Raw genomic sequence first — 24,393 nt, 5'->3', positions numbered from 1 at the left:
ACGCCTCAACTCGATCGGCTGCTCAGGCAGGAGGGTGGCGAGCGCGACCCGGCTCATGGAACTTCCTTCCTCAGACGGTGCGTGGGTGGTGTCCGCCCGACGAAACCGTGTGAGCCGGGGCGAAGACGTGGCGACGGCCGGCCCCCAGGACGACCTTGCCAAGGTGTGGTCGGCAGCAGGCTTGACCAGGGCCAACAGGGAGGAGTCAGACCAGTCACCGCTGGTCCTCCCCCGCGCCAGCCTCCAGCTCGCACCAGACCCGCTTTCCCCACGGCAGCAGGTCAACGCCCCAAGCAGCGGAGTAAGCGTCGACGATGGCCAGGCCGCGACCGCGCTCCTCACCGGGAGAGGGGGTCTTGCGCACCGGTTCGTTGCGGCTCTTGTCGGTGACCGCGAGACGCACGCGGTATTCGCTGACGCGGGTCAGGCTGAGGCGCATGCTGCCGCCGCGTGCGTGGTCCACGACGTTGGTGACCAGCTCAGATGTGACTTGTGCCGCCTCGTCGGCGAGATGCGGCAGGTGCCAGGTGTCCAGCACCGTCCGCACCATCTGCCGGGCGAGCGCGGCGGCCCCCGGCTCACGCAGGAGGACTTGCGAGTAGGCCGGCACCCCGACGGCGGAGGGCCTGGCGGTGGCGGTCACGACACTCCGCCCAGCTCAAGATGGGCCTTCGGCTCCACCGAGTTGAAGGGGAGATGGCCCTCGTCCCGGGAAACGAAAGAGGAACCCTGCGGTGCCGAGTTGCAGATCTCGATCGTCGCCTGAGCCAGGGCCTCGTGCAGTCGCTGCGTGTCGGTCAGGAACCGGCCGGGGCCGAGGGACACGCGCCAGTACGGGTCATGACCATCGGTCCAGGTGGTAGGGGGTACGCCGAGGAGGACGATCTCGTCCGCGAGTGCGGTGAGGACGCGGACGTGGCGGAGGCACCAGCTACGGGCCGTATCGACCCTGATAAGCCAGTACAGCTTGCCGTGGGTGTCGTCCTGGATGACGGCGCCGGATGCGTTGCCGAGCAGTTGAAGGGCGCGGTCTCCAATGGAGACCGAGGTGGACACCGCGTCCCACCATTCACCGACGAGTAACGCCTCAACGTCCACGGCGGGTGGCGGTGTCCACGGTAGAGGTTCGAGATTCGATGGCACATTGGCCCCCGGGCATCAGCAGTGATCAGGTGATGACCGACCGTAAGAGCACCGGAGGCGGAGAAGGGGCAGAGATTCTGCCCCTCGAACCCCCGTTCAGGCAGCCAACATGCCGATCTTCACCGCCAGCTCGGCAGCACGACGCCGATGCGCAGGAGACCTCGACTCTGCCTCCTCCAAGATGATGCGCCGTGCGTAGCCGTTGTACCGGATGGTCTCCGGCGCGGCCTCAAACGCCTTGTCCAGCGCCGCCAGCGCGGTCTCCGACTGCCCGTCCAGCTGGTAGCCGCGCGCCTCCTCGATCCGGTGCCGGGCTCGCCGCGGCCGCGAACGGATTGTCTTCGAGTCCGCCTTCGCGGCCTGCCGCACGGACTCCCCACCCGCCCGCAGCTCCACGGCGACCGTTACCGCGTGCGCGCCCATGATGGCCCGGGAGAACGAGGTCACGGGGTGGTAGTAGTCGGCAGGCAGCCGCTCGGCCACCTTGCCGGCAGTGTCCCAGTAACCCCACGCGGTACCGGTATCGCCACGGCAAGCAGCGGTGTATCCGGCCTCGAACTGCAACGCACCCGCGATGGCGCGGACATCGTCCGTCGCGTCCGGCAGCAGCGGTGTGAGGTAGCGCAGCGTCTCCAGCGTGACAGCGTCGGCTGCCTCGAAATGAGCAGGTCCGCTATCACGGTGGGCCTGGGCGGCGAGCCAGGCGGCTACGCCGATGGCGTGTGGATCCTCGCTCTCCTGAGCTGCGACCATGCCGCGTTCCGCCACGCGCCAGAGGAGGGCGGAGTCAGGCTGGTAGGCGATAAAGAACTGGCTGAGGCTGTACACCTCGGCGAGGACCGCTTGGGCTGCTCGCCGTTCGGGAGCACGGTCGGCCTGGCGTACAGCGAGTTGCGCCTCCCTCAGGAGAACCGGCAGGAGACCACCGATCACTTCGCGGTGGTTGGGCGCGGAGTGGCGGGCAACCCAGGCACTTTCAAGGCGTGCGCCCAGGTACGCGGGCGACGGCGCCTCGCGATCAGCGGCGAGCGGGAAAGCATCGATCGCGGCTCGTACGGCCGGCAACTTGGCGTGGCCAGGCCCGATGAAGAGGTCGATGGGCAGGCTCTGATCGCCGGTGAGTTCGGCGAGGTCGCGGACGCGTAGCACCTCGGCGATGCGCAAGATCATGGGAAGGCCGGGAGTGTGGAGGGTGCCGTTCTCGATCTGCTTCACCCAACTCGGGGACTTGTCGAGGAGACCGGCGAGGACAGTTCGGCTCATGCCTCGGCGTGTCCGGAGGACTTGCATGCGCTGGCCGAAGACCAGCGGGTGGTCCAGTGGGTCCGGGGTAGCATCAGATGACATGGCCTTGCCCCTCTCTGTCCAGCTCGTCACTGCCAGAGTATGGGGCAGGGCCGTTGTCGTGTGAGGCGGTTAACTCCCAGGCATGGTGAATGCGTCCGCCCGACGCGGTGGATCGGGCGAGCCAAGCTGACGACCTGCTTCCGAGTAGCAGCATCAGCGAACTGAACGCACGGCCAGACCAGCCGCAGGAACGCGTCAGTGCACCGGGCACGGGATCGTCGGGCGAATGCGGTTCGGGCTGCACGCGACCACCTGGACCGACGCGAATCCAGTCCCCCTCAGATACCAGCCGCCGACGACATCGCCACCCCACCGGAGCCGACCGTCCACGTTCGCGAACCACTCGGCCTGCCGGGACGAAACTTTGTCATGGTGGGCAGCGAATGACGGGCTCACCTCGCTGACCTGGCGTTTGTACCAGGCAGAGGCTCTGTCCGGGGCCTCGAATGTTGCCTTGATCATTTTGGCTGGGCGGAGCAGCCAGTGCGGTACCTCCAGCGGCGGTACCTCGCTCGCCATGAAGGCGGGGCTGGCCGCCGCGATCTGCTTCCACTCCTGGGCCGAAATATCCCGCACGACCATGTGTGGCGGCCGCCGGGCGGACTCGTCATCCAAGGTGCGGCGCTCTCCCGTCCACCGGTAACAGTGCCAGTGAGCCGGCATGGGCGGGGGCGGAGCGGTCATCCCAGGTACCTCCTGCGTAGTGGAAGCGGCCCGCCCCGGCCGGATGGGATCCAGCCGAGGAGGGCCGCCGCTTTGACGTCGGGCGCCGACTACTTCGCGTACTGGCGGCCGTCGTCGGAATCACCGGGTGTCCGACCGCTCGGGGATGGGGTGTCGGTGTCCGGCATGGTGTCGCCGTCGTCCGGGTCCTGGCGGACGACGACGTGCTGTAATCGCATCGGGCCTCCGGTGAGTTCACGCGCGCAGGGGCGTCCCCGCGCGATGGCGCGGTGCTCGTCCCCAGCCACTGGCCTGCAAGCGGGAGGCAGGGGCGAGCCGTCCTGAATGGGACTCCGGCCCACGACCCCCAAGTCGGGGCCGGAGTGCCTGCCCTGCGGCCGGCGGCCACGCTTAGGCTGCACCGACCGCAGGGGGTCTGGAAGGGGTGGGCCACTGGCGTCGGCACATCCGGGACGGGGCCCAGAACACCAACGGCCCACCCGGCTTACGGGGCCGGGGGGCTCACGAGACAGAGCCAGACCACGAGCACCAGCAGCGCGGGGACCGCGGCGAGCAACAGGCCCCGCCCGGCCGCGCGGAAGGCGAAGAGCACCGCCCGCTCGCCGGTGGCCGCACATCGGTACTTCCTGCGATCTCCTCAGCTCGGGCCGTCCGTATGGCCGCCTCGTAGGCGCTGAGCAGTTGCCTCCCGGTCTCGCACTCGACGCCGGGCGTCCAGCAGGCCAGGCAGCCCGCGGCGTGCCCGATGGCCATACGCCATGCCTGGCCGGTGAACGAGCCCTTGGCCTCCTCGGCGGCCTGCTCGGGGGCCGTCATCGGAACCTGCCGAACTCAAGGGCGCGGCGCCTCGCGGCGGCCTGAGCCACCGTGTCGCGCGAGTAGTCCCGGGCGTGGGTAGGGCAGGCGTAGACGGTCGTTCTGGCGACACTGCCGCTGTGCTGGATCGCGACGAGGACCGGCTCATCCGTGGGGAGCTGGCAGCGGTAGCAGAGCTGTCGGCCGTCCGGTGCCGGGCCGAGGACCTCGTTGACGGCGGGGCGCAGGGCGCGGGCAAGGTGATGGGTATCGGTCAGGTACCGGTCCGGGCCGAGCGGGATCCGCCAGTGCGTCCGGTGCTCGGGCCCCCAGGAAACGGGCGGTACGCCCAGGAGAGTGCCCTCGTCGGCGAGTGCGGTAAGGACGCGGACCTGGCGCATGCACCAGCTACGGGCGGTGTCGACGCCGATGAGCCAGTACGTCTTGCCGTAGGTGTCGTCCTGGATGACGGCTCCGGACCGGTCGCCGAGCAGCTCCAAGGCTCGGTCCGCGACAGACGTGGGCGCGGAGACGGCATCCCACCATTCGCCCACCGGTAACGCCTCGACGTCCATGGCGTTCGGCGGCGCCCACGGGAAGGCTTGGGCGGTAGAAGTGGCCATGCTGACGCTCCTTGAGGCGTAGGCCGACGCCCCGCGAGGCTCCACCGCCTCGCCGGGTCCTGTTACGGACCGTACGGAGAGGGCGACTCAAGGTTCTAGCTTGGTGCACGTTGGTGCACGCGATTCACCCCAGGACTGTGATGGCCTCGTGGATGAGAGTTCGGGCCTTCTCCCCGTACACGGCGAGATCACCCAGTTCGCGGAACACCTGGGCGTACATCTCGATTTCCTGTGGCTGGCTGATTGTCAGGTAGCCGGAGACCAGCTCGACGGCCACTTGTGCATTGTCGAAGATCCAGAAGCCTTCCACGGGGCGCATTGCCTCGCGCGAGGGTTGCATCGGCACGATGCCGAGGCTCACGTTGGGCAGGAACCCGACCGTCAGCAGGTGTCGCAGCTGCTCGCGCATCACCTCCCGGCCGCCGATCCCTGCTCGCAGGACGGCCTCCTCGAGGAGGAAAGCGAACGTGTGGCGGCCCTCGTACAGCACGTGCTGGCGGTCCATGCGCTCAGCTACGGCGGCATCGACGTCATCGACCAGTCCACGGCGCTTCCGGGTGGCGTGCAGGATCGCTGTGGTGTAGCCCATGGTCTGCAACAGGCCCGGCACCAGCCACGAGTCATAGGCACGGAACGCGCGCGTGCGCTCGTACAGCGGCCGCACGGATTCCTGCGCCTTGCGTAGGCCCCTGCGCTCCATACGGCGCCACTCGATCCACATGCCTTCCACGGTGCGCAGTGCGGCGACGAGGTCCTCGGCCTGGCCGTCCGCCCTGCACGCGCGCGCCCATGCGCGGATGTCCTCGGGGGACGGAGCCGTTCGGACGTTCTCGATCCGGGACACCTTGGAGTGGCTCCAGTCGGCGCGGTCGGCGAGCTCGCGCACCGTCAACTCAGCGTCCAGGCGCAGGTCTCGTAAGCGGGCAGCGAGGGCCTTCCGCGCGGCCTCGGCGCTGGATGACGGTGACGCGGGCATGTTCTGCTTGGTCAGATCTTGTAGTCCTCGTGCGGGATGGCTCGCTCCCACACGGTGTCGAACGCTGAAACGCACAGGCGCGCGACCGCGGGATCCTCTGTCCATTCCTCGCTGAGGATTTCCCCGTCGCCGGAGAAGTGCCCGAAGCGCACCAGCGTGTCGTCGAGGACCCAGAAGTCATTGCCGGGCAGCGCGATGTTCGAGGCGTGGCGGCGCGGCAGCCAGCGCACCTCCTCGCCTGCGGCGATGTTCATGGAGGTCACCGCATGCTCAAACCGGATGTAGTCGGTGACCGGCTCGGACACGATGCGGGCCCGGCGCACGACGACGCCGCGCGCTACGACCTCGCGCACCATGTCGACCCACGGCCGGTAGACCTCCATTACGTCGAGCTGTTCGCCGCGCTTCCAGCTCAGATAGGTCGGGTCATCCGGGGTGTAGCTGTCGCGCATCTCCAGGTGGAACGCCGTCCGTTGGGTGGTGCGCAGGCGTTCAGGAAAGCTGGCCACGGTCGTCCTCGTCGTCGCGGGGCAGGAACTTCCGCATCACCTTAGGGAGCCTGATGATCGTCTCGTGATCCGGGACGTCCGTGGAGTGCCCGGGGATCGAACCGACCTCCTGGCACGCCTTCACTTCTTCCTCTGTGGCCTTGTAGGACTGGATCAGCAGGTCACCGGTCTCCTCATCGAGCCAGATGGTCGGTGAGTCCGTGTTCGGAGTGTTTGGGATGATGCCCAGGAACTGTAGACGCATGGCGATCTCCTCCGCGAAGGCGTTGCACCTTGGTGCATGGCCACCTTCGTTGTGATGCCAACGATGGGTCAAGGGTGTATGACCCTGAGTGGCCAGAAGCTGAAGGCTTCCGACGCCGACTGGGAGGGGAATGTCGATGACCACGCATACCGAGTGGAGCGAGCGGCTCTGCGGCGGCATGAAGCAGCTGCAAGACAGCATGGTGCAGATCTACCGGAACACCGAGCTGTTGCGGGTCTACTCGTCCACCCTGGTCCCCGGCCTGTTGCAGACCGAGGGCTACGCGGCCGCCGTACTACGCACGTCCGCCAGTTTCCGGGAACTCCCCGTCGATGACATTCTCGAAGCGGCACGGGCCCGGGTCGAGCGCTCCCGCGTCATCCACGAGCGGGGCCACCGGTTCATGATCCTCATAGAGCGGTGTGCATCGTGAAGCCGCAGGTCAAGTGTCTGGTGTGCGCGGGGTTCGGGGTGCTCGGGCTGGTCGTGGGCGGGTGACTACGGCGAAGATCATCGGTCACCGGGAGACTTCGCGGTTTGTGAGGACCAGCAGGGCCCTGACCAGGGTGGTCGCCCATTTCGGGTCGGTGCGGACCTTGCCGAGCACGCGCCAGTTCTTGAGGTGGGCGAAGCCGTGCTCGACCGGAGCCCGGACGGCCGCGAGTACTTTGTTGGAGAGCTTCTGGCCTCGCGTCAGAGGTCGGTTCCGGGCGGCCTTGTAGCCGGTGATCACCGCGGGGTCGGCGTCGGGATCTGTGTCGTCGAGTCCGACGAACCCCAGGTCGGCGATGGCCCCGAGCCCGGCCGTCCGCAACTTGTGCGTGAGCTGGTCGTGTCGGCAGGTGGTGATCTCCGAGGTCTCGTGGCGTGCCGATCTGCTGACGGATCGTAGGCGGGGGTCGGCCACGGGCGCAGCCGAACCCGGCAGCCGCCGATGCCGGACCTGCCCGATGATCTACGGCATAGTCATCAGCCGCCGACCGGCACGAGTACCCGAGCCGTCACTCACACCAGACCCGTGACCTGCGAATTCACAATGCACGCCACTCAATGGGCAAGCGCGGGCATCATCCGCACGACGGGACGCGCGCAGTACACCGTCGCAGACCCAGCTCCATGCCCTTGACCAGGGCGGAATCCGCCTAACTACGCGGCATTGGGTGCGGAGGTGTCCGCGGGCTCGACGGGTGGTGACGCAGCGTGTCCGTAGCCGCTGGTTCTCGGCATTGCACGGCCAGGTCGCATACCCAGCGGGACCGCCTTGATCACCGTTCTCACGATGTTGCTAGATTGCTTCGAGGCCGACCGTTCTATCTCGGGGGTCGACGTCATCCTCTGGCTGGCGCAGCGACGTTCGGGAGGTGCGTCTGCGCGGCCGGCACAAGGCACCGCTTATCGGCACAGGGATGCCGCTTGGCGCGGCAAGCCATTCTTGGGAAAAAGGAACATTACATGACCATGACAGAGGCGGCTGGAAACATGCGGGAGACGACCGAAGCGTTGGTCGCGAAGGCACGTGCGGCCGTGCCGGTGCTGGCCGCGCACGCGGACGCCACCGACCAGCAGGGACGCCTTGCCCCGGAGAGCCTCGAGGCGTTGCGTGAGGCCGGCCTGTTCGAGCTGGGCACTCCGGTCGAGTTCGGCGGTGCGGACGTGGATCTGGTCACCCTGGTGCGGGTGCTGTCCGAGTTGGGGCGCGCTTGTCCGTCCTCGGCGTGGGTGGTGTCGATCTCGACGGGAACGAAGGCCCATTTCTCCAGGGGGTTCCCCGAGAAGGTCCTTGCCGAGGTCTACTCCCATCCCGATGTGCGGTGGTGTGCCGGCTCGACACCCGGCCAGGCTGTCACGGTTCCCGGAGGGGTCAAGGTCACCGGGCGATGGGCCTACGCTTCGGGAGCCGAGGATGCCCACTGGGCGTTCATGGCGGTGGCGTCCGTGGGAGACGACGGTGTGCCTCATGTGGGGGGTGCGCTCGTGCCGATGTCCGAGCTGGCCATTGAGCGGACCTGGCGAGTGGCCGGGTTGCAGGGCACGGGCAGTCACACTGTTGTCGCCGACGGCGTTTTCGTTCCTGCGGAGCGCTTCTTCGAGTTCCCCCTCGGTCCCGATGGCGGGCCCGATTTCCTCATGGGCAGGCCACTGGAGGTCGTCTTGCAGGCGGTCTCGGTCACAGCGCCTCTGGCCGGAGCGGCGCTCGGTGCGCTGGACGTGGTGAAAGCCGTTGTAAAAACGCGCAAGCCGCCCATGACGCAGTACAACAGTCTCGCCGAATCAGCGTCGGCCCGACACGTGTTCGCCGAGGCCGAGCACATGGTGACCAGTGGTTACGACCGGCTGATCAGCCTGGCGGGCCGCATCGTCGAGCAGTGGCCCGGCGACGACGTCACCGCCGTGCAGCGATCGAGCCTACGGATGGAGGTGGTTTCCATCCTGCAGCAGTTCCTGCGCGCCGTCGACCTGCTGCTGGACTTGCACGGCTCCAGTGCATTCGCCCTTGACAACCCGCTGCAACGCTTCTGGCGGGACCTCAACGTCGGTGCCCGGCACGCCCAGTTGTCGACCTACCTCACCACTGAGAACTACGGCCTGCTGGTGACCGGGGCGGGCGGACCGGTGCAGGTGGGCTGAGCGTACGACAGCGCGCAGCCGTCTGACCTCGCCGTTTCGATCGGGGTGAGGCCGGATGCGGGGCGGAATCAGGAAAGTGCCTTCTGAGCTGGGACGATGAACCTTGTCGAGGGGTTCTGTCGGTCCAGGCGGAAGGCATTTTCTGCGTGCAGGGTATCGGTTCTCGTCCCAAGCTCCGAATCTCCGCTGACGGTTCGGGGGTGGTCGGCCATGCCGGGGCACGGTTGCTGGCGGATCTTGCCGATGCCACCGGGCTGAACGTCTCGTACTCCGCCGCTCTCAGGCCGCTTCGGCCACTGAGCGGTGTGCAAGTTGAAGTTGCTGGTCACGGGGGTGTGGGCGTCGGGATGCTCGTGCTGGTCGCTGGCAGGTGACTTTGGTGAAGATCGTCGGTCATCGGGCGACTTCGCGGTTCGTGAGGACCAGCAGGGCCCGGACCAGGGCGGTCGCCCACTTCGGGTCGGTGCGGACCTTGCCGAGGACGCGCCAGTTCTTGAGGTGGGCGAAGCCGTGCTCGACGGGTCCCCGGACGGCTGCCAGTGCCGTCTTGGACAGTTTCTGCCCTCGGGTCAGGGGCCGGTTGCGTGCGGCCTTGTAGCCGGTGATCACCGCCGGGTCGGCGCCGGGATCACTGTCGTCGAGGCCGACGAAGCCCAGGTCGGCGATGGCCCCGAGTCCGGCCGCCCGTAGCTTGGCGGTGAGCTGGTCGTGCCGACAGGCGGTGATCTCCGAGGTGCGCCCGGGGCGGGCCGCCGAGATCCACAGCAGTCGGCCCCGGTCGTCGGTGAGGGCGATCACAAGCAGGCCGTGGCATTTGTTCTTGCCGGAGTAGTTCTTCCGGTTCTCCTTCCCGGTTCTGCGCCGGGTGCGGATCACCGATCCGTCCAGCAGTACGATGCCGCCGCCCATTCGGGCGATCTTCTTCAGGGCCCGGTCCAGGCGTGGGGCGCGGGCGGCGAGCAGGCCGACGACCTCCCTCACCCATCGGGTCACGGTGGTGCGGTGCACTCCGTTGCCGCCGGCCAGGTCGCCGGGCCGCTGGTCACAGCGCAGCACTGCCAGCACGATGGTGGCGATGTTCCCCGCGGGCAGGGCACGCCACCGCGAACCGATCTTCTTGAGGCGGCCGCGTATCAGGTCGGCGAGCCAGTTCAGGGTGGCACTCGACAGCGGCAGGCGGGCGGTGTAGACAAGACCGTCAGGGCCCTCGACGGAACTGTTGTTTTTCTTCACACAAACTCAACTGCCTTCGGGGGACCGTCAGTTACTGGCGCGCCCCGCGCGACTACGGACGTGCCGTGAACCGCCCGTCGCCCCGCTTGTGCAACCAGCCGCGGTCGGCGAGCTTGGTCATCTTGGCCCGCAGAGGTTCCAGCTTGCCGCGCACCGAGGCATCCAGGCCCAGCCGCTCGCCGACCGCCCTGACCTGCACCGGACCGTCGGCCTCCCGCACGATCGCCAGGATCTTGCGGTAGTCGCCCGGCAGCGCGCCCTCGTCGGCAGCGTCGCCGCGGTGCGGGATGAGCAGGACTGCCCGCCCGGCCACCTTCGCCGATGCCGGAGCGACAGTCGCGGCGTCGGCGAGGGCCTGCTCGGCCAGGCGGTTCAACACCCGCTCCGCGATCGCCAGTTCATCGCGCTCGGCCTGGACCTCCTGAAGCTGCTTGGTCAGCTGCTCGGCGAGGGTGTCCAGCTCGCTCCGCCGATCGGTGATCCACTGCCGTTCCTGCATCCCCCGCACCCTCCCGCGTTCTCACGGCGTGCCGACCTGCTGACGGATCGTAGGCGGGGGCCGGCCGTGGGCGCAGCCGAACCCGGCATCCCGCCGGAGCCGGACCCGCCCGATGATCTACGCCAGGGTCATCGGCCGCCGACCGGCACGAGTACCCCACTCGCCATTCACACCAGACCCGCGACCTGCGACTTCACGATGCACACCGCTCATAGAGGAATCCGTCCTGTACTGCCAGATGGCTCACACGGACGCGATGGATGGCCAACTCGGCCATTTGCTCAGTGCGGGCACGCTACCGACAGTGTCGCTCGGCATCATCCCGATGGCGACGCGAGAGCGGGGGCACTGGCCGGAGGAGACGTTCAGTGTGTACGACGACAAGTTCGTGTCAGTCGAACTGGTCTCCGCCGAGGTGAACGTGACACAGCCCTCCGAGATCGACCTGTACCTGAAAGCATTCCAGCGCTTGCGCAGCATGGCCGTGTACGGGGCCGAGGCGCGGGCGTTGGTCGTGAAGGCTGTCGAGACCCTGCACTGACTCCGGGCGTGACAGAGGCCCCGTAGACCGGCCCCGTCAGCCTTGAGAAGGCAGCGCATCCGGCAAGGACCCCTCGGCGGTGCTTTTCGGCCGGCGCGAAAGCATCGGTCGGCGATTCGGGCGGGAACCTGCGGCTTCCGGGCCGCGTCCTTCTGGCCGTGACTGAATCGCCCGGCCTCTCCGGCGTTGACAACTGCGCGAGCTCTGACGGCGACGAAGCGTCCCTGCGGCCTGGTCCGCTATGGCGCCATGCCTTGTGGGCAGCGGGCGTCACCATCCTCGGGGTGGGCCTGGGCTGGGCCGGCGCGTCGTTCCGTTCCGGCCCCGATGAGTTCGGGATGCCGCTCGCCGCTCCGGGGCAGGTGCGGCCGTATCTGCTGGCCTGGACCGCGACCGGTCTGACGGCGGCAGCCGCGCTGCGGGCTGTCGCCGCCAGGGTTCCGCTCCACGGCCCGGATACGCTCGTAGTCATACTCACCTTCATGGGCACCCGGCTTTCCCTGGGCTTTCGGCCGGAGCCACCGGTGCTGGCTGCCTCGGCCGCAGCCGCACTGACGGCAGCGTTCATATGGTGCGCCCTTGCGCTGCGCCGGGGCTTTCGTGGCTACCGCAGACGGCGAGTTACTTCTGGCGGGCGAGAGGCCGACTAAGCGCCGGATCCGCACACCCGACCATCGGCGAAGCTCCAGGTCAGGTAATTCGTCGGTTGACCGCTGGTGTGAATGGGACTCCGGCCCACGACCCCCAAGTCGGGGCCGGAGTGCCTGCCCTGCGGCCGGCGGCCACACTTCGGCTGCACCGACCGCAGGGTGTCTGGAAGGGATGGGCCGCTGGCGTCGACACGTCCGGGACGGGAGCCCAGAACACCAACGACCCACCCGGCTTACGGGGCCGGGGTACTCACGAGACAGAGCCGGACCACGAGCACCAGCAGCGCGGGGACCGCGGCGAGCAACAGGCCCCGCCCGGCCGCGCGGAAGGCGAAGAGCGCCGCCCGCTCGCCGGTGGCCGCACATCGGTGCTTCACGCGATCTCCTCCGCGCGGGCCTCCCGTATGACCTCCTCGTAGGCGCTGAGCAGTTGCCTCCCGGTCTCGCACTCGACGCCGGGCGTCCAGCAGACCAGGCAGCCCGCGGCGTGCCCGATGGCCGTACGCCATGCCTGGCCGGTGGACGGGCCCTTGGCCTCCTCGGCGGTCTGCTCGGGGGCCGTCATCGGGACCTTCCGAACTCGCGGGCGCGGCGCCTCGCGGCGGCCTGAGCCACCGTGTCGCGCGAGTAGTCCCGGGCGTGGGCGGGGCAGGCGTAGACGGTCGTTCTGGCGACGCTGCCGCTGTGCTCGATCGCGACGAGGACCGGTTCATCCGTGGGGAGCTGGCAGCGGTAGCACAGCTGTCGGCCGTCCGGTGCCGGACCGAGGACCTCGTCAACGGCGCGGCGCAGGGCACGGGCAAGGCGGTTGGTATCGGTCAGATACCGGTCCGGGCCGAGCGGGATCCGCCAGTGCGTCCGGTGCTCGGGCCCCCAGGAAACGGGCGGTACACCCAGGAGAGTGCCCTCGTCGGCGAGTGCAGTAAGGACGCGGACTTGCCGCATGCACCAGCTACGGGCGGTGTCAATGCCGATGAGCCAGTACGTCTTGCCGTAGGTGTCGTCCTGGATGACGGCTCCGGACCGGTCGCCGAGCAGTTCCAAGGCTCGGTCCGCGACAGACGTGGGCGCGGAGATGGCATCCCACCATTCGCCCACCGGTAACGCCTCGACGTCCATGGCGTTCGGCGGCGCCCACGGGAAGGCTTGGGCGGTAGAAGTGGCCATGCTGACGCTCCTGGTGACGTTGGCCGCGCCCCGGGAGACCAGCACCTCGCCGGGGTCTTTACGTACCCGCCGACGCTAGGAACCCGGGCCTTGCAGACGCCACAAACTTGCAGCAGCTTGCACCTGAGTTTTCTCATGAGGTCCGATGCCTCTTCGCGCCCTTGACGGCCTCACTCGAAGGGCCCACGGTGGTGCAAGTCCGTGTAAACAAGAGAGCGTTGGAGGGCATCATGGCGCTACGGTTCATCGGCATTGATCCGGACACCGACGAGAAGAACTGTCCCCGCGTGTGGGTGGACGAGGAGAAGAAGGAGCTCGTCTTCCAGGGCTGGAAGGCTTGCGAGGAGCTGGAGGGTGAGGTGCGGTCCACCGGGCCGCTGCCCGACTACGAGGCGGTCGTGCGGATCCCCGCACGCATGGTGCACATTCTGAGGGAGGCATGTGATGCCATCGAGCATCCCGACGTCGTTCGATGAGCAGTTGGGCAATGCCAAGCGGTCTGCCGTTCACCTGGAGATGCGGGACACGTACTACAGCAATCCGCGCTTCGAGGCATGGCAGGAAGGCGACCGTGTCAACTGGGACGACCGCGCCTCCTGGTGGCGTCCGTTCCACCAGGACATCTCGGACGCCGTAGCCCGCGGCGTGGCGGTACGCCGTGCCCGGGTCGTCTCGGAGCCGGTCAGCGACTACATCCGCTGGGAGCACTACCAGACTCGCGCCAACATGGAAGCGGGCGAGCAGGTGCGGTGGCTGCCCCGCCGCCGAACCGCCGACCTCCTGATGCCCGGCTGCGACTTCTGGATCTTCGACAATCAGGTGATCCGAGTCCACAACTTTTCAGGGAATGGCGACTGGCTCGGTGAGGAGTTCTTCGACGACAGGGCACTCGTCGAGCGCAACGCAGATGCCTTTGAGAGCATCTGGGAGCGGGCTGTACCGCACGACCAGTACGAGATCCGTTAGTACGAGTACGACAGAACAGCATGCCGCCAAGTTCCCCATCATCCAGAGTGCAGGCCGCGCGTGAAGCGCTCGCTGCGCGGCTCAGCGAAATCCGATTGGACGCGGGGATCACCAAGCGAGAGTTGGCAGTCCGGTGCGGGTGGAGCGAGGCGAAATCCTCTCGAATCGAAAACGCCCGCACCGCGCCCTCCGACGACGACCTCCGGGCCTGGTGCCGTGCCTGCGAGGCCGAGGAGCAGGCGCCCGCCCTGGTCGCGGCCAATCGAGAGGCCGATTCCATGTACGTCCAGTGGAAGCGGCTCCAGCGCACAGGGCTCAAGCAGCTCCAGAAGGCAAACCTGCCATTGTTCGAGCGCACCAAGCACTTCAAGGTGTACTGCTCCAACGTGGTTCCCGGCTTCCTCCAGACCCCCGGCTACGCCACCGCGCTCCTCCGCGCCATCGCCACGTTCCGTGGCCTACCCGACGATGTGGCCGACGCTGTCACTGCCCGCATGGACCGTTCTTCCATCATCCGGCAGCCCGGGCGCACCTTCGCCATCCTCCTGGAAGAGACGGTGCTGCGATACCGGCTCGGAGACGCGGGCGTCATGGCCGGGCAACTCGGATCGCTGCTCTCAGCGATGGACCTGCCCTCGGTGTCGCTGGGGATCATCCCGGCCTCCGTGGAGCGGACCATGTGGTCCATTGAGTCCTTCACGGTCTTTGACGACGAACGCGTGGACCACGAGCCGCTGTCGGCTTCCGTGAAGATCACGGCGCCTGATGAGGTGGTGCAGTACCTCAAGGCGTTCGGAGAGTTGCACCGACATGCGGTGTACGGGGCCGAAGCGCGGGCGTTGATCCTGAAGGCCATCGAGGCCCTGCACTGACCCCGGGCACGACAAAAGCCCCCTAGCACGCTCCAGCGCGGCGACTTCTTGCGGGGCGGCCGTACCGGGTCCCGCCGACGCCTCAGGACACCGGCCGGGAGTCCGCCCAGACGCTCTCGAACTCCTCGCGGTAGGTGCCGAAGAGGCCGCCCTCCTCGGGTCCGCCCTCCCGGACGACCTCGCTGCCCCGCCCGCCGCCGCGCAGCACCAGGACCGGGGCCTCCATGCCCCGGGCCTTGCGCAGATACGGCTGGACGACCGCGAGGCCGTCCGCGCCGTCCCCGTTGACCAGGTAGGCGGTGAAACGGGGGGTTTCGTCGAAGACGTGGATCTCGAAGGCGTCGGGGTCCCGCAGCCGGGCGCGCACCCGCCGCATATGGAGGATGTTCATCTCCACCGAGCGGCTCATCTCGCCCTTCTTCAGGCCCAGTTCGCGCTCCCGGCGCCGCACCGCGCTGCTCGCGGGGTTGAGGAAGAGCAGCCGGGCCCGGCAGCCGGATTCCGCCAGCCGGACCAGCCGGCGGCCGGAGTAGTTCTGGACCAGGAGGTTCAGCCCGATGCCGACGGCGTCGAGGCGGCGGGCGTTGCCGAAGAGGTCCTCGGCGGGCAGCTGGCGCTGTAGCCGCACCCGGTCGGGATGGACGCCCACGACATCGGCGTAGCGGTCGCCGACGAGGTCCTCGACGGCGTCGATGGGCAGCCGGTCGGCGGAGGGGGAGCCGGTGCCGCTGCCGAGGATCTCCAGCAGCCGGGCGGAGGCGCGCTCGGCCTGGGCGAGGACCGTCTCGGACAGGGCGCGGTTGCGGGAGACCACATTGCGGGCGACCTCCAGCTCGTCCAGGACCAGCTCCACCTCGCGGCGGTCGTCGAGGTACGGCTCGAAGCACGGCCAGTGCTGGACGAGGAGTTCCCGCAGCTGCGGGAGGGTCAGAAAGCTGATGACGTTGTCGTCGGCCGGGTCGAGCAGATAGCCCTTGCGGCGGCTCACCTCCCGTACCGCGACCGCCCGCTGCACCCACTCCTGTCCGGCGGGTCCGGCGGCGGCGATGACCCAGTCCTCGCCGTGGACGGGTTCATAGATGGGCCGCAGCACGGCGCTGACGACCGCGCGCAGCCGCTGTTCCACGAGATTGAGCCAGATATAGGCCCTCCCGGCCCGGCGTGCGCGTGTGCGCACCTCGCTCCAGGCGTCGGCGCCCCAGTCCAGTTCCGCTCCGATCTCCATCGGCCGCACCAGGGACACCGCGCCGGGAGGTGCGTCGGTGGAGCCGTCACCCCCGGGACCACCGTCCCCAGGGGGCAGCTCCAGCCCGCCCGAGCTCACCTGTGCACCGCCTTCCGCCCCCGTTCAACGATCACCGCAGACTACTGCGCTGGCGGGGGCGGTGCGACACTCAGGTCCTGCCTATCGAATCAACCTGCCTCTTCTGTATGGCCGTTGTGTCCGGACAGTGCAGGAGGCGTGAGGGGATTCATAGCGGTGACGTCGCGCGGGGACAGCTGGAAGCCCTGCCAGTGCACCGGCATGGGCTCCTGGTCCTCATCCCGGGCGATGTGGTGGAACCCGATATTGACCCACACGATCGGGTGCTTGAGGGTCTGGCCATTGACCCACTTGTCGACGCTCTTCCCGGCCCCCGCGCCGCAGTTCCGCAGGTTGTTGCTGGCGAACTGCTCGCACTTGTTGTACTCGGTGAAATAGACGTCGCGCTTAGTGAAACTACGTCCCTGGTACTTGGTGGTGTGGCCGGGGACGATCTCGTAGCTGCGCGGATGGCCGTCCTTGTTCTTGCCCGCCGTGCTGACCACGCGCCACCACCGCGCCGCCGCCGCGTCGCCCGCCAGCTCCTTGGTGACCTGGGTGCGGGTGGTCTTGGTCTTGGGGATCCGCCCCGCGGTCGCGGTGGTCTTGGAGTCGTACTGCTCGACCTTGCTCCTGGGCGAGCCGTCGAGCCCGAAGTTCAGCCGCCAGAAGACGTTGTGGGCGTGGCTGGTGGCGTAGTCCTTGGCGCCCTTGCCGATCGGCCAGCCGCGCCCGTCGCCCGCGTCGTAGTCCATCGGGGAGAGCGTGCCGGTGGCGCCGACCTGCATGGTCATGGTGCCGTCTCCGGAGAACCGCCACTCGGTGATGTACTCGTACCAGCCGACCTGGTTGACGGTGTAGAGCAGCAGGTCCTTGCCCTGCAACTGGTAGACCTTGTTGTCCGAGCCGCCGAAGCCCCCCTCGCCCATGCGGTAGGCGTGGCCGTGGGCCCGGGTGGTGGCGCACAGCCCCTTCACATTCGGATGCTCGGGGTCCCAGGCGCCGGGCACCCGCACGGTCTTGATGGTGCCGCCGGGGCATTCGGCCGGGTCCAGCTGCTGAAGCCCCTGGGCGAAGTTCTGCCCGGTGAGGTCGTCGTACTCATTGCTGCCGTCGTCGTACGGCACATGGATCTGGCCCAGCTTGGCCGAGGTCAGCACCTTGATCGGGGCGCTTTCGCCCTTGGGCTGGTACGAGACGTCGTCGAGCACGAGGCCGGCCTTGCTCTCGTAGTGCCAGCACATCCGCCAGGTGGTGCCGCCGTCCAGCTTCTGCTCGATTCTGTACGGGGCGCTGCAATCCGCCGCGGCCGGGGTCCGCGGGGCCGCCTGGGCGCTGCCGACCGGCCCGGCGGCGATCGCCACGGTGCCGAGCAGCGCCGAGGCGCCGATGGCCGCCGCGGCCCGGGCACGGGCGCGGCGGAGCCTGTTCTCAGGCATGGGGAGACTCCTGTAGTGAAGCGTCGAGGGGGGAGCTTGGGTCTTCCGGCCGGGGGTACCTCCCAGCGGTAGCTGGGGGCGAGCCGAAGGGGCGCGTCGCTGTCGAAAGGGAGTCGCGCGCAGGGAGCGAGGAACGAGCGACCGAGCACGTCGACCGTCGACAGGGGGCACCTCCCAGCGGTAGCTGGGGGAGACCAAGGCGCCCCGGAGGCGAACCGAGCCCCGAAAAAAGGGGAGCCTTAGCTCAGTTTGGCGATCTTGTGGGCGCTGAGGTCGATCACCATCTGGCGGGTGTCGATCCAGGGGCCGTTGACCACCCGGGTGAACAGCCGTACGCAGCGGTGCTCACCGCAGTCCCCGACCGAGGCCGGACCGGGGTTGCTGCCCTCGCCCGCGCGGTAGACGAAGCCGGTGACGGTCAGCTGGTCCGGACGGGTCAGCGCCTTGCCGGTGGCGTCCTTGAAGTCCTTCTTCAGCCCCTCGCCCAGCTTGTCGGCCATCAGCAGCCGCGCGGCCTCCATCACCTCGTCATGGCCGGGCGGCGGCTGCACCCCGTGCTGGGTGTCGGTGCCGGTGACCTTGCCGCTGCCGAGGTCGACCGTCTTGGTGACGTAGGTGTCGTCCTTGTAGTCGTAGTACGTCACCTCGGCGCGGCGCGGCGCCTCGGCGGCCCCCACCTCGTCGGGGCCCAGCTCCGCGAGGTCGGTGGAGAGCCGCTCGGGGCCCTTGGCGCCCTTGACGTCCTCACTGCTCGCGCGGAAGTCGCGGCCGGCCGCGAGCGTCTGGGCGCGCTTGATCTCATCGTCGGTCAGCGGATCGCGGCCGGTGCCGGTCCGGCCCTGCTCGGGCGCGTCCTCCACCACACCGGGCAGCTGCCGGGCCGCCGCCTGGCCCTGCTCCGCCGATGAGCTCTGGGGTCCCCCGCCCGAGCTCTCCTCGCCGGACGCGCTCCCCGGGAGCGTCACCCCGATCAAGACCGCCGTCGCGGTGGCCGCCACGGCCGCGCCCGCCACCACCTTGCCCAGGTGGCGGTGGTGCATCATCTTGCGCACATCCTCCCCCATTCCCCCCTGTCGTCATATCGGATCGCATAGCGGGATACGCGTATGCCTCGGGTCACCCGGTAGGACGAACCGATATGGCCGTAGGTTGCCTCCCTTTTGAGGAAGTTCTATCGAAAGAGCGGATGGCTCCGGTCAGTTGGGAAAGGATGCAGGGTCGGTCAGTTCCGTCCGGTGCCCGGGGTGCTCGCGGCCCCCGGAGAAGAAGTGGAAGAGTCGACGTATGCAGGTCTGGCCGGGACAGGCTTACCCCCTTGGCGCCACCTACGACGGCGCCGGAACCAACTTCGCGGTGTTCTCCGAGGCCGCCGTCCGCATCGAGCTGTGCCTCCTGCACGACGACGGCTCGGAGACGGCGGTCGAGCTGCGGGAGTCCGACGCGTTCGTACGCCACGCCTATCTGCCGGGGGTCATGCCGGGGCAGCGCTACGGCTTCCGGGCCCATGGCCCGTACGAACCGGAGCTCGGCCACCGCTGCAATTCCGCCAAGCTGTTGCTGGATCCCTACGCCAAGGCGATCAGCGGGCGGATCAACTGGGGCGAAGAGGTCTACGGCTACCACTTCGGGCGCCCCGACAAGCGCAATGACCTCGACTCCGCCCCGCACACCATGGCGTCGGTCGTGGTCAATCCGTACTTCGACTGGGGCGACGACCGCCCGCCGCGCACCGACTACCACCGCACGGTCATCTACGAGGCGCATGTCAAGGGGCTGACCATGCGCCATCCCCGGCTGCCGGAGGAGCTGCGCGGGACGTACGCGGCGCTCGCCCACCCGGCGATCATCGAACATCTGACGGAGCTGGGCGTCACCACGCTGGAGCTGATGCCCGTCCACCAGTTCGTCCACGACCACCGGCTGGCCGACGCGGGGCTGGCCAACTACTGGGGCTACAACACCATCGGCTTCTTCGCCCCGCACAACGCCTACGCCTCCTGGGGCGACCGGGGCCAGCAGGTGCTGGAGTTCAAATCGGCCGTCCGGGCGCTGCACCAGGCGGGTATCGAGGTCATCCTGGATGTGGTCTACAACCACACGGCCGAGGGCAACCACCTGGGCCCCACGCTCTCCTTCCGGGGCCTGGACAACGCCTCGTACTACCGGCTGACCGAGGACCGCCGGTACTACATGGACACCACCGGCACCGGGAACTCCCTGCTGATGCGCTCCCCGCACGTGCTCCAGCTGATCATGGACTCGCTGCGCTACTGGGTGACCGAGATGCATGTGGACGGCTTCCGCTTCGATCTGGCGGCGACGCTGGCCCGGCAGTTCCACGAGGTGGACCGGCTGTCCTCGTTCTTCGACCTGGTCCAGCAGGATCCGGTGGTGAGCCAGGTGAAGCTGATCGCCGAGCCCTGGGACGTCGGCGAGGGCGGCTACCAGGTCGGCAACTTCCCGCCCCTGTGGACCGAATGGAACGGCAAGTTCCGGGACACCGTGCGGGATCTGTGGCGCGGGGAGCCGAGGACGCTGGCCGAATTCGCCTCCCGGCTGACCGGCTCATCCGACCTCTACCAGGGCGACGGCCGCCGCCCGCTGGCCTCGGTCAACTTCGTCACCTGCCACGACGGTTTCACCCTGCGCGACCTGGTGAGCTACGACGAGAAGCACAACGAGGCCAACGGCGAGTCCAACCAGGACGGCGAGAGCTACAACCGGTCCTGGAACTGCGGGGTCGAGGGCGAGACCGACGATCCGGCGGTACGGGCGCTGCGCGAGCGCCAGATGCGCAACTTCATCGCGACCCTGATGCTCTCCCAGGGCGTGCCGATGCTCAGCCACGGCGATGAGTTCGGGCGCACCCAGGGCGGCAACAACAACGCGTACTGCCAGGACAGCGAGGTGTCCTGGGTGCGCTGGCCGGACCACGCCAAGGGGCAGGACGGCGAGCGGGAGGACCGCTCGGCGCTGGAGCTGCTGCGCTTCACCCGCTCCCTGGTGTGGCTGCGCCGCGACCATCCGGTCTTCCGGCGCCGCCGCTTCTTCCACGGGCGACCGGTGGAGGGCACCCATGACGAGCTGTCGGACATCGCCTGGTTCACCCATGAGGGAGAGGAGATGATCCCGCGCGACTGGCAGGCGGCGCACGCCAAGTCCCTCGCGGTCTTCCTCAACGGCAGCGCGATCTCCGAACCGGGGGTGCGCGGTGAGCGGATCAGCGATGACTCGTTTCTGCTGCTGTTCAACGCGCACCACGAACCGCTGGACTTCGTCGTGCCCATCGACCACGGCAAGCAGTGGCAGGTCATCGTGGACACGGCGGTCCCGGAGGAGGGCGTGCCGCCGGGTAGCGGCGCGAAAGTCGCGGCGGGCGACCGGCTGACCCTGGTGGACCGCAGCCTGATGGTGTTGCAGCGACCGGCCTGAGCGCTCCGCTGGGAGTACCGGTTGCTTCTCCTGCGGCTCCGTCGTAACTGCCGCGTGGCGGGGGTTACGCGTGGCAGGGGTTCCGCCCCCTGGAACCCGGGGCCGGTGAGCCGACCGTCGCCGCGATCAGCTCACCGGCCAGGGCGCCGACCGCGCCGACCGCCCCGCCTGCGGCGTTCGCGCCGTCTGCGCCGTCTGCGCCGTCTGCGAGGCGGCCGGGGTCCGGGGCAGAGCCCCCACGCGGCGGAGCCGCATATCGTCAGGTGTCGGGAAGGGGCGGGGAACAGCCCGCCGCAGGCGGCCCGATCCGCCGGACAACACGCGCGCGTCGCCATCCGTTCGGGTGGGTGAGGCTCTGGTGGGGCGCGCCGGGTGGGTACGTACGTTCATATGACGGCTGACCCCGGCACGCCCACCGCCACCTACCGCCTCCAGCTCCAGCCCGCCTTCCCCTTCGCGGCGGCGGAGCGAGCGGTGCCGTATCTGGCCTCGCTCGGCGTCTCCCATCTGCATCTGTCCCCCGTACTGGAGGCGGTGCCCGGCTCCACCCACGGCTATGACGTGGTGGACCACCGCGCCGTCCGGGCCGAACTGGGCGGTGAGCAGGGGCTGCGCTCCCTCGCCCGTACGGCGCGGGCGCACGGCCTCGGGCTGATCGTCGACATCGTGCCGAACCATATGGCCGCCCCCGCCCCCGAACGGCTCAACGCCCCGCTGTGGGAGGTGCTGCGGGAGGGCCCGGAGTCGCCGTACGCGCGGTGGTTCGACATCGACTGGCAGGCGCAGGGCGGCAAGGTGCTGCTGCCGGTGCTCGGCGGTCCGCTGGGCGAGGAGTGGGAGCGGCTGCGGGTCGAGGACGGCACGCTGCGCTACTACGACCATGCCTTCCCGCTGCGGCCCGGCACCGAGGGGCTGCCGCTCGCCGGGCTGCTGGACGCCCAGTGGTACCGGCTCTGCTGGTGGCGGCTGGCCCGCACCGAACTCAACTACCGGCGCTTCTTCACCATCTCCGAGCTGATCGCGGTGCGGGTGGAGGATCCGGAGGTCTTCGACGCCACCCACGCCACGCTGCTGAGGCTGATGCGGGACGGGGTCGTGGACGGGCTGCGGATCGACCACCCGGACGGCCTCGCCGACCCGGAGGGGTATCTGCGGCGGCTGGACCGGGCGGTACGGGCGGCGACGGGGCAGGCGGGGGCAGGTGGGGACGACCATGGGGCCGCGTCGGAAGGCGGCAACGGTCGGTGGACCGCCCCCGAAGGCGGCGGGCAACGGATCACGCCGGAAGGCGGTGGCGGAGGGACCGCGCCAGAAGCCAACGGCGGCCGGGAGATCGCGCCGCAAGACGGGGACGACCATGGGGCCGCGTCGGAAGGCGGCAACGGTCGGTGGACCGCCCCCGAAGGCGGCGGGCAACGGATCACGCCGGAAGGCGGCGGCGGGCGGTGGACGGTGGTCGAGAAGATCCTCGCTCGGGACGAGCGGCTCCCCGACACCTGGCCGGTCGCCGGGACCACCGGCTATGACGCGCTGCACCACATCGACGGGCTCTTCGTCGATCCGGACGGTCTAAAGAAACTGACCGCCCTCTACCGCGCCTTCGCCGCTCCCCCGGCCGACCTCGGCGGCGACTGGGCCGCGACGGTCCGCCGCGCCGCCCATGAGGTGGTCACGCATGAACTGGCCGCCGAGGTGGCACGTCTGACCCGCACCGCCTCCCGGATCTGCGCGGCCGACCCCCGGCTGCGCGACCACGCGCCCTGGGCGCTGCGTACGGCGATCCGCGAGCTGCTGGTGCGGCTGCCGGTCTACCGTCCGTACGCCTCGGTGGGCAGGCCGTTCGCCTCGATCTACCGTCCGTCCACCTCCGTGGGCGGGCCTCACGCCTCCCTGGGCGGGCCGTCCGCGACCGGCGCCGACGCGATGATGCTGCGTTCGGCGGCGGCGGACGCCCGGGAGGCGTTCACGGTGGAGCAGGAGGCCCAGGTGGTGCATGTCGTGCGGGACGCGGCGCTGGGCGGGCTCGGGGACGGTCCGGACCACCGCGACTTCTGCGCCCGCTTCGCCCAGACGGCGGCCGCGCTGCGCGCCAAGTCGGTCGAGGACACCGCCTTCTACCGCTACGCCCCGCTGCTGTCGGCCGCCGAGGTGGGCGGCGATCCGGGGCGGCCGGCCGTGTCCCCCGAGGAGTTCCACGCGTTCGCCGCCCGGCGCTCACGGGACTGGCCCGCCACCGGCACGGTGCTGTCCACGCATGACACCAAGCGCAGCGCGGACGCGCGGGCCCGGCTCGCGGCGCTCACCGAATGCCCGGCCTGGTGGGGGCGGACGGTGGCGGAGCTGACCCGCTCGGCTCCCGCCCCCGATCCCCATCTGGCCTGGACGGCCTGGCAGACCGCGCTGGCACTGGGCCACGGGGACGCCGAACGGCTGGTCCCGGCCGTGCTCAAGGCGGTGCGCGAGGCGGGGCTGCGGACGACGTGGACGGAGCGGAACGCCGCGTATGAGGCCGAGGTGACCGCCTTCCTGGAGGCCGGGCCGTGCGCGGCCGACCCGTCGGTGTGGACCGCGATCGGCGCCGAACTCGACGGACCGGCGCGGGCCAACGCGCTCGGCGCCGCTCTGCTCCAGCTCACCATGCCGGGCGTCCCCGACCTCTACATGGGCACCGAACACATCTACCCGGCCCTGGTCGACCCGGACAACCGCCGACCGCCCGAGCTCGGTCGCAAGCCCGAGGCTCACAGCCTCTCCGCCGAGAAGCTGCTGCTGACCAGGGCCGCGCTGCGGCTGCGCCGGGAGCACCCGGGATGGTTCGGCCCGGGAAGCGGCTATGCGCCGCTGACCGCCGAGGGGCCGACGGCGGCGCACTGTACGGCCTTCGTACGGACGGGGACTTCCGAACGGACGGAAACCCCCGTACAGACAGGGGCCTCCGAGCAGACGGGCGCCTCCGTCCGCACAAGCGTGGACGGCCCCGGGACCGCCGTGGGCGAGCGCGGGGCGGTCGCCGTCGTCACCCGGCTGTCGCGGCGGCTGGCGGAGGCGGGCGGCTGGGGCACCACCCGGCTGCCGCTGCCACCGGGCCGCTGGCGGGATCTGCTGACCGGGCGGACGGCCGAGGGGGCCGTGCCGCTGGAGGAGTTGCTGTCCCGGCTTCCGGTGGCGCTGCTGGTCCGGATCTGACGGGTGGGTCCACAGGACCCAGCTGAACGGCCCGTCCGCCTCCCTGCCTGACGGCCCACCAGAAAGTCCGCCGTCTTCACGTCCTGAAGCATTTACAGGTGCGCGGGGGCGCGCTACGTTCACCAAGAAATTGGGAGCGCTCCCACACCGACGGTT

General features: G+C 69.3%; 25 protein-coding genes and 2 pseudogenes. 9 read left to right on the top strand and 18 right to left on the bottom strand.

Annotation, left to right across the window (positions count from 1 at the left end; all coding sequences use genetic code 11):
- Positions 1–214: 214 nt before the first annotated feature.
- From NQU54_RS41680 to NQU54_RS41640, 9 genes are all read right to left on the bottom strand, one after another.
- Positions 215–643 carry an ATP-binding protein gene (locus tag NQU54_RS41680; protein ID WP_257635543.1) on the bottom strand — a complete coding sequence of 143 codons (429 nt, stop codon included), beginning with the start codon at positions 641–643 and terminating at the stop codon, positions 215–217.
- Positions 640–1,056 carry a hypothetical protein gene (locus NQU54_RS41675; RefSeq protein WP_257635542.1) on the bottom strand — a complete coding sequence of 139 codons (417 nt, stop codon included), beginning with the start codon at positions 1,054–1,056 and terminating at the stop codon, positions 640–642. Before NQU54_RS41675 ends, NQU54_RS41680 begins: the two co-directional genes overlap by 4 nt.
- A gap of 183 nt (positions 1,057–1,239) precedes the next feature.
- Positions 1,240–2,490 carry a helix-turn-helix domain-containing protein gene (locus NQU54_RS41670; protein WP_257635546.1) on the bottom strand — a complete coding sequence of 417 codons (1,251 nt, stop codon included), beginning with the start codon at positions 2,488–2,490 and terminating at the stop codon, positions 1,240–1,242.
- Between the two features lie 195 nt (positions 2,491–2,685).
- The gene (locus NQU54_RS41665; protein ID WP_257635541.1) at positions 2,686–3,105 is read right to left on the bottom strand and encodes a hypothetical protein; all 420 of its coding nucleotides are present in this window, start codon (positions 3,103–3,105) and stop codon (positions 2,686–2,688) included.
- Positions 3,106–3,263: 158 nt separating this feature from the next.
- A complete protein-coding gene (locus NQU54_RS41660; RefSeq protein WP_257635540.1) occupies positions 3,264–3,392 on the bottom strand; it encodes a hypothetical protein in 129 nt (42 codons plus the stop codon).
- A 594-nt stretch (positions 3,393–3,986) separates the two neighbouring features.
- Positions 3,987–4,592, bottom strand: a complete 606-nt coding sequence (locus NQU54_RS41655) for a hypothetical protein (RefSeq protein ID WP_257635539.1) — start codon at positions 4,590–4,592, stop codon at positions 3,987–3,989.
- A 124-nt stretch (positions 4,593–4,716) separates the two neighbouring features.
- A complete protein-coding gene (locus NQU54_RS41650; protein ID WP_257635538.1) occupies positions 4,717–5,568 on the bottom strand; it encodes a helix-turn-helix domain-containing protein in 852 nt (283 codons plus the stop codon).
- Between the two features lie 11 nt (positions 5,569–5,579).
- A complete protein-coding gene (locus tag NQU54_RS41645; RefSeq protein ID WP_257635537.1) occupies positions 5,580–6,077 on the bottom strand; it encodes a DUF6879 family protein in 498 nt (165 codons plus the stop codon).
- Positions 6,061–6,321, bottom strand: coding sequence for a hypothetical protein (locus NQU54_RS41640; protein ID WP_257635536.1), 261 nt, complete (start codon positions 6,319–6,321; stop codon positions 6,061–6,063). The genes NQU54_RS41645 and NQU54_RS41640 overlap by 17 nt, the downstream gene beginning before the upstream one ends.
- A 130-nt stretch (positions 6,322–6,451) precedes the next feature.
- On the opposite strand from NQU54_RS41640, the pseudogene NQU54_RS41635 reads away from it, so the two are divergent.
- A pseudogene (locus NQU54_RS41635) lies at positions 6,452–6,739 on the top strand (Scr1 family TA system antitoxin-like transcriptional regulator); the annotation flags it as partial.
- A gap of 99 nt (positions 6,740–6,838) precedes the next feature.
- On the opposite strand, the gene NQU54_RS41630 reads toward NQU54_RS41635, so the two are convergent.
- Positions 6,839–7,228: a transposase family protein gene (locus NQU54_RS41630; RefSeq protein WP_257635535.1), complete on the bottom strand. Its 390-nt coding sequence runs from the start codon at positions 7,226–7,228 to the stop codon at positions 6,839–6,841.
- A gap of 545 nt (positions 7,229–7,773) precedes the next feature.
- Here NQU54_RS41630 and NQU54_RS41625 point away from each other — a divergent pair.
- Complete coding sequence (locus tag NQU54_RS41625; protein WP_257635534.1) at positions 7,774–8,949, top strand: acyl-CoA dehydrogenase family protein; 1,176 nt, start codon at positions 7,774–7,776, stop codon at positions 8,947–8,949.
- 393 nt (positions 8,950–9,342) lie between these two features.
- On the opposite strand, the gene NQU54_RS41620 is transcribed toward NQU54_RS41625, so the two are convergent.
- Together NQU54_RS41620 and NQU54_RS41615 are read right to left on the bottom strand one after the other, a co-directional pair.
- Positions 9,343–10,182, bottom strand: a complete 840-nt coding sequence (locus tag NQU54_RS41620; RefSeq protein ID WP_257635533.1) for a transposase family protein — start codon at positions 10,180–10,182, stop codon at positions 9,343–9,345.
- A gap of 52 nt (positions 10,183–10,234) precedes the next feature.
- Complete coding sequence (locus NQU54_RS41615; RefSeq protein WP_257635532.1) at positions 10,235–10,681, bottom strand: hypothetical protein; 447 nt, start codon at positions 10,679–10,681, stop codon at positions 10,235–10,237.
- Between the two features lie 145 nt (positions 10,682–10,826).
- Here NQU54_RS41615 and NQU54_RS41610 point away from each other — a divergent pair.
- Positions 10,827–11,222, top strand: a pseudogene (locus tag NQU54_RS41610) (Scr1 family TA system antitoxin-like transcriptional regulator); the annotation flags it as partial.
- A 158-nt stretch (positions 11,223–11,380) separates the two neighbouring features.
- Positions 11,381–11,872, top strand: coding sequence for a hypothetical protein (locus NQU54_RS41605; RefSeq protein ID WP_257635531.1), 492 nt, complete (start codon positions 11,381–11,383; stop codon positions 11,870–11,872).
- Between the two features lie 233 nt (positions 11,873–12,105).
- Here the strand turns inward: NQU54_RS41605 and NQU54_RS41600 are convergent, their stop codons facing one another.
- From NQU54_RS41600 to NQU54_RS41590, 3 genes are read right to left on the bottom strand one after another with little or no spacing between them, the layout of a single operon-like run.
- The gene (locus NQU54_RS41600; RefSeq protein WP_257635530.1) at positions 12,106–12,249 is read right to left on the bottom strand and encodes a hypothetical protein; all 144 of its coding nucleotides are present in this window, start codon (positions 12,247–12,249) and stop codon (positions 12,106–12,108) included.
- Positions 12,246–12,437, bottom strand: coding sequence for a hypothetical protein (locus NQU54_RS41595; RefSeq protein WP_257635529.1), 192 nt, complete (start codon positions 12,435–12,437; stop codon positions 12,246–12,248). The genes NQU54_RS41600 and NQU54_RS41595 overlap by 4 nt, the downstream gene beginning before the upstream one ends.
- Positions 12,434–13,039, bottom strand: coding sequence for a hypothetical protein (locus NQU54_RS41590; protein WP_257635528.1), 606 nt, complete (start codon positions 13,037–13,039; stop codon positions 12,434–12,436). The genes NQU54_RS41595 and NQU54_RS41590 overlap by 4 nt, the downstream gene beginning before the upstream one ends.
- Positions 13,040–13,269: 230 nt before the next feature.
- On the opposite strand from NQU54_RS41590, the gene NQU54_RS41585 reads away from it, so the two are divergent.
- Genes NQU54_RS41585 through NQU54_RS41575 form a run of 3 tightly spaced genes read left to right on the top strand, consistent with a single transcriptional unit; the run spans position 13,270 to position 14,877 of the window.
- Complete coding sequence (locus NQU54_RS41585; protein ID WP_257635527.1) at positions 13,270–13,515, top strand: hypothetical protein; 246 nt, start codon at positions 13,270–13,272, stop codon at positions 13,513–13,515.
- On the top strand, positions 13,484–14,005 hold the full coding sequence (locus tag NQU54_RS41580; protein WP_257635526.1) for a DUF6879 family protein: 522 nt from the start codon (positions 13,484–13,486) through the stop codon (positions 14,003–14,005). Before NQU54_RS41585 ends, NQU54_RS41580 begins: the two co-directional genes overlap by 32 nt.
- 20 nt (positions 14,006–14,025) lie before the next feature.
- The gene (locus tag NQU54_RS41575; protein WP_257635525.1) at positions 14,026–14,877 is read left to right on the top strand and encodes a helix-turn-helix domain-containing protein; all 852 of its coding nucleotides are present in this window, start codon (positions 14,026–14,028) and stop codon (positions 14,875–14,877) included.
- Between the two features lie 82 nt (positions 14,878–14,959).
- Here the strand turns inward: NQU54_RS41575 and NQU54_RS41570 are convergent, their stop codons facing one another.
- The 3 genes from NQU54_RS41570 to NQU54_RS41560 form a co-directional block, all read right to left on the bottom strand.
- Entirely contained in the window at positions 14,960–16,201 is a 1,242-nt protein-coding gene (locus NQU54_RS41570; protein WP_257635524.1) for a DUF5919 domain-containing protein, read from the bottom strand.
- 89 nt (positions 16,202–16,290) lie between these two features.
- Positions 16,291–17,619, bottom strand: coding sequence for a copper amine oxidase (locus tag NQU54_RS41565; protein ID WP_257635523.1), 1,329 nt, complete (start codon positions 17,617–17,619; stop codon positions 16,291–16,293).
- Positions 17,620–17,858: 239 nt separating this feature from the next.
- Entirely contained in the window at positions 17,859–18,662 is an 804-nt protein-coding gene (locus NQU54_RS41560) for a Tat pathway signal sequence domain protein (RefSeq protein WP_257635545.1), read from the bottom strand.
- A gap of 241 nt (positions 18,663–18,903) precedes the next feature.
- Between NQU54_RS41560 and glgX the strand changes: the two genes are divergently transcribed.
- A complete protein-coding gene (gene glgX / locus NQU54_RS41555) occupies positions 18,904–21,051 on the top strand; it encodes a glycogen debranching protein GlgX (RefSeq protein WP_167503735.1) in 2,148 nt (715 codons plus the stop codon).
- Positions 21,052–21,441: 390 nt separating this feature from the next.
- Positions 21,442–24,237, top strand: coding sequence for a malto-oligosyltrehalose synthase (treY, locus tag NQU54_RS41550; RefSeq protein ID WP_257635522.1), 2,796 nt, complete (start codon positions 21,442–21,444; stop codon positions 24,235–24,237).
- Positions 24,238–24,393 lie beyond the last annotated feature (156 nt).

It is taken from the genome of Streptomyces malaysiensis subsp. samsunensis, assembly GCF_024519315.1.
Classification (GTDB): Bacteria; Actinomycetota; Actinomycetes; order Streptomycetales; family Streptomycetaceae; genus Streptomyces; species Streptomyces malaysiensis.
This window is presented reverse-complemented; position numbering and strand designations above follow the sequence as displayed.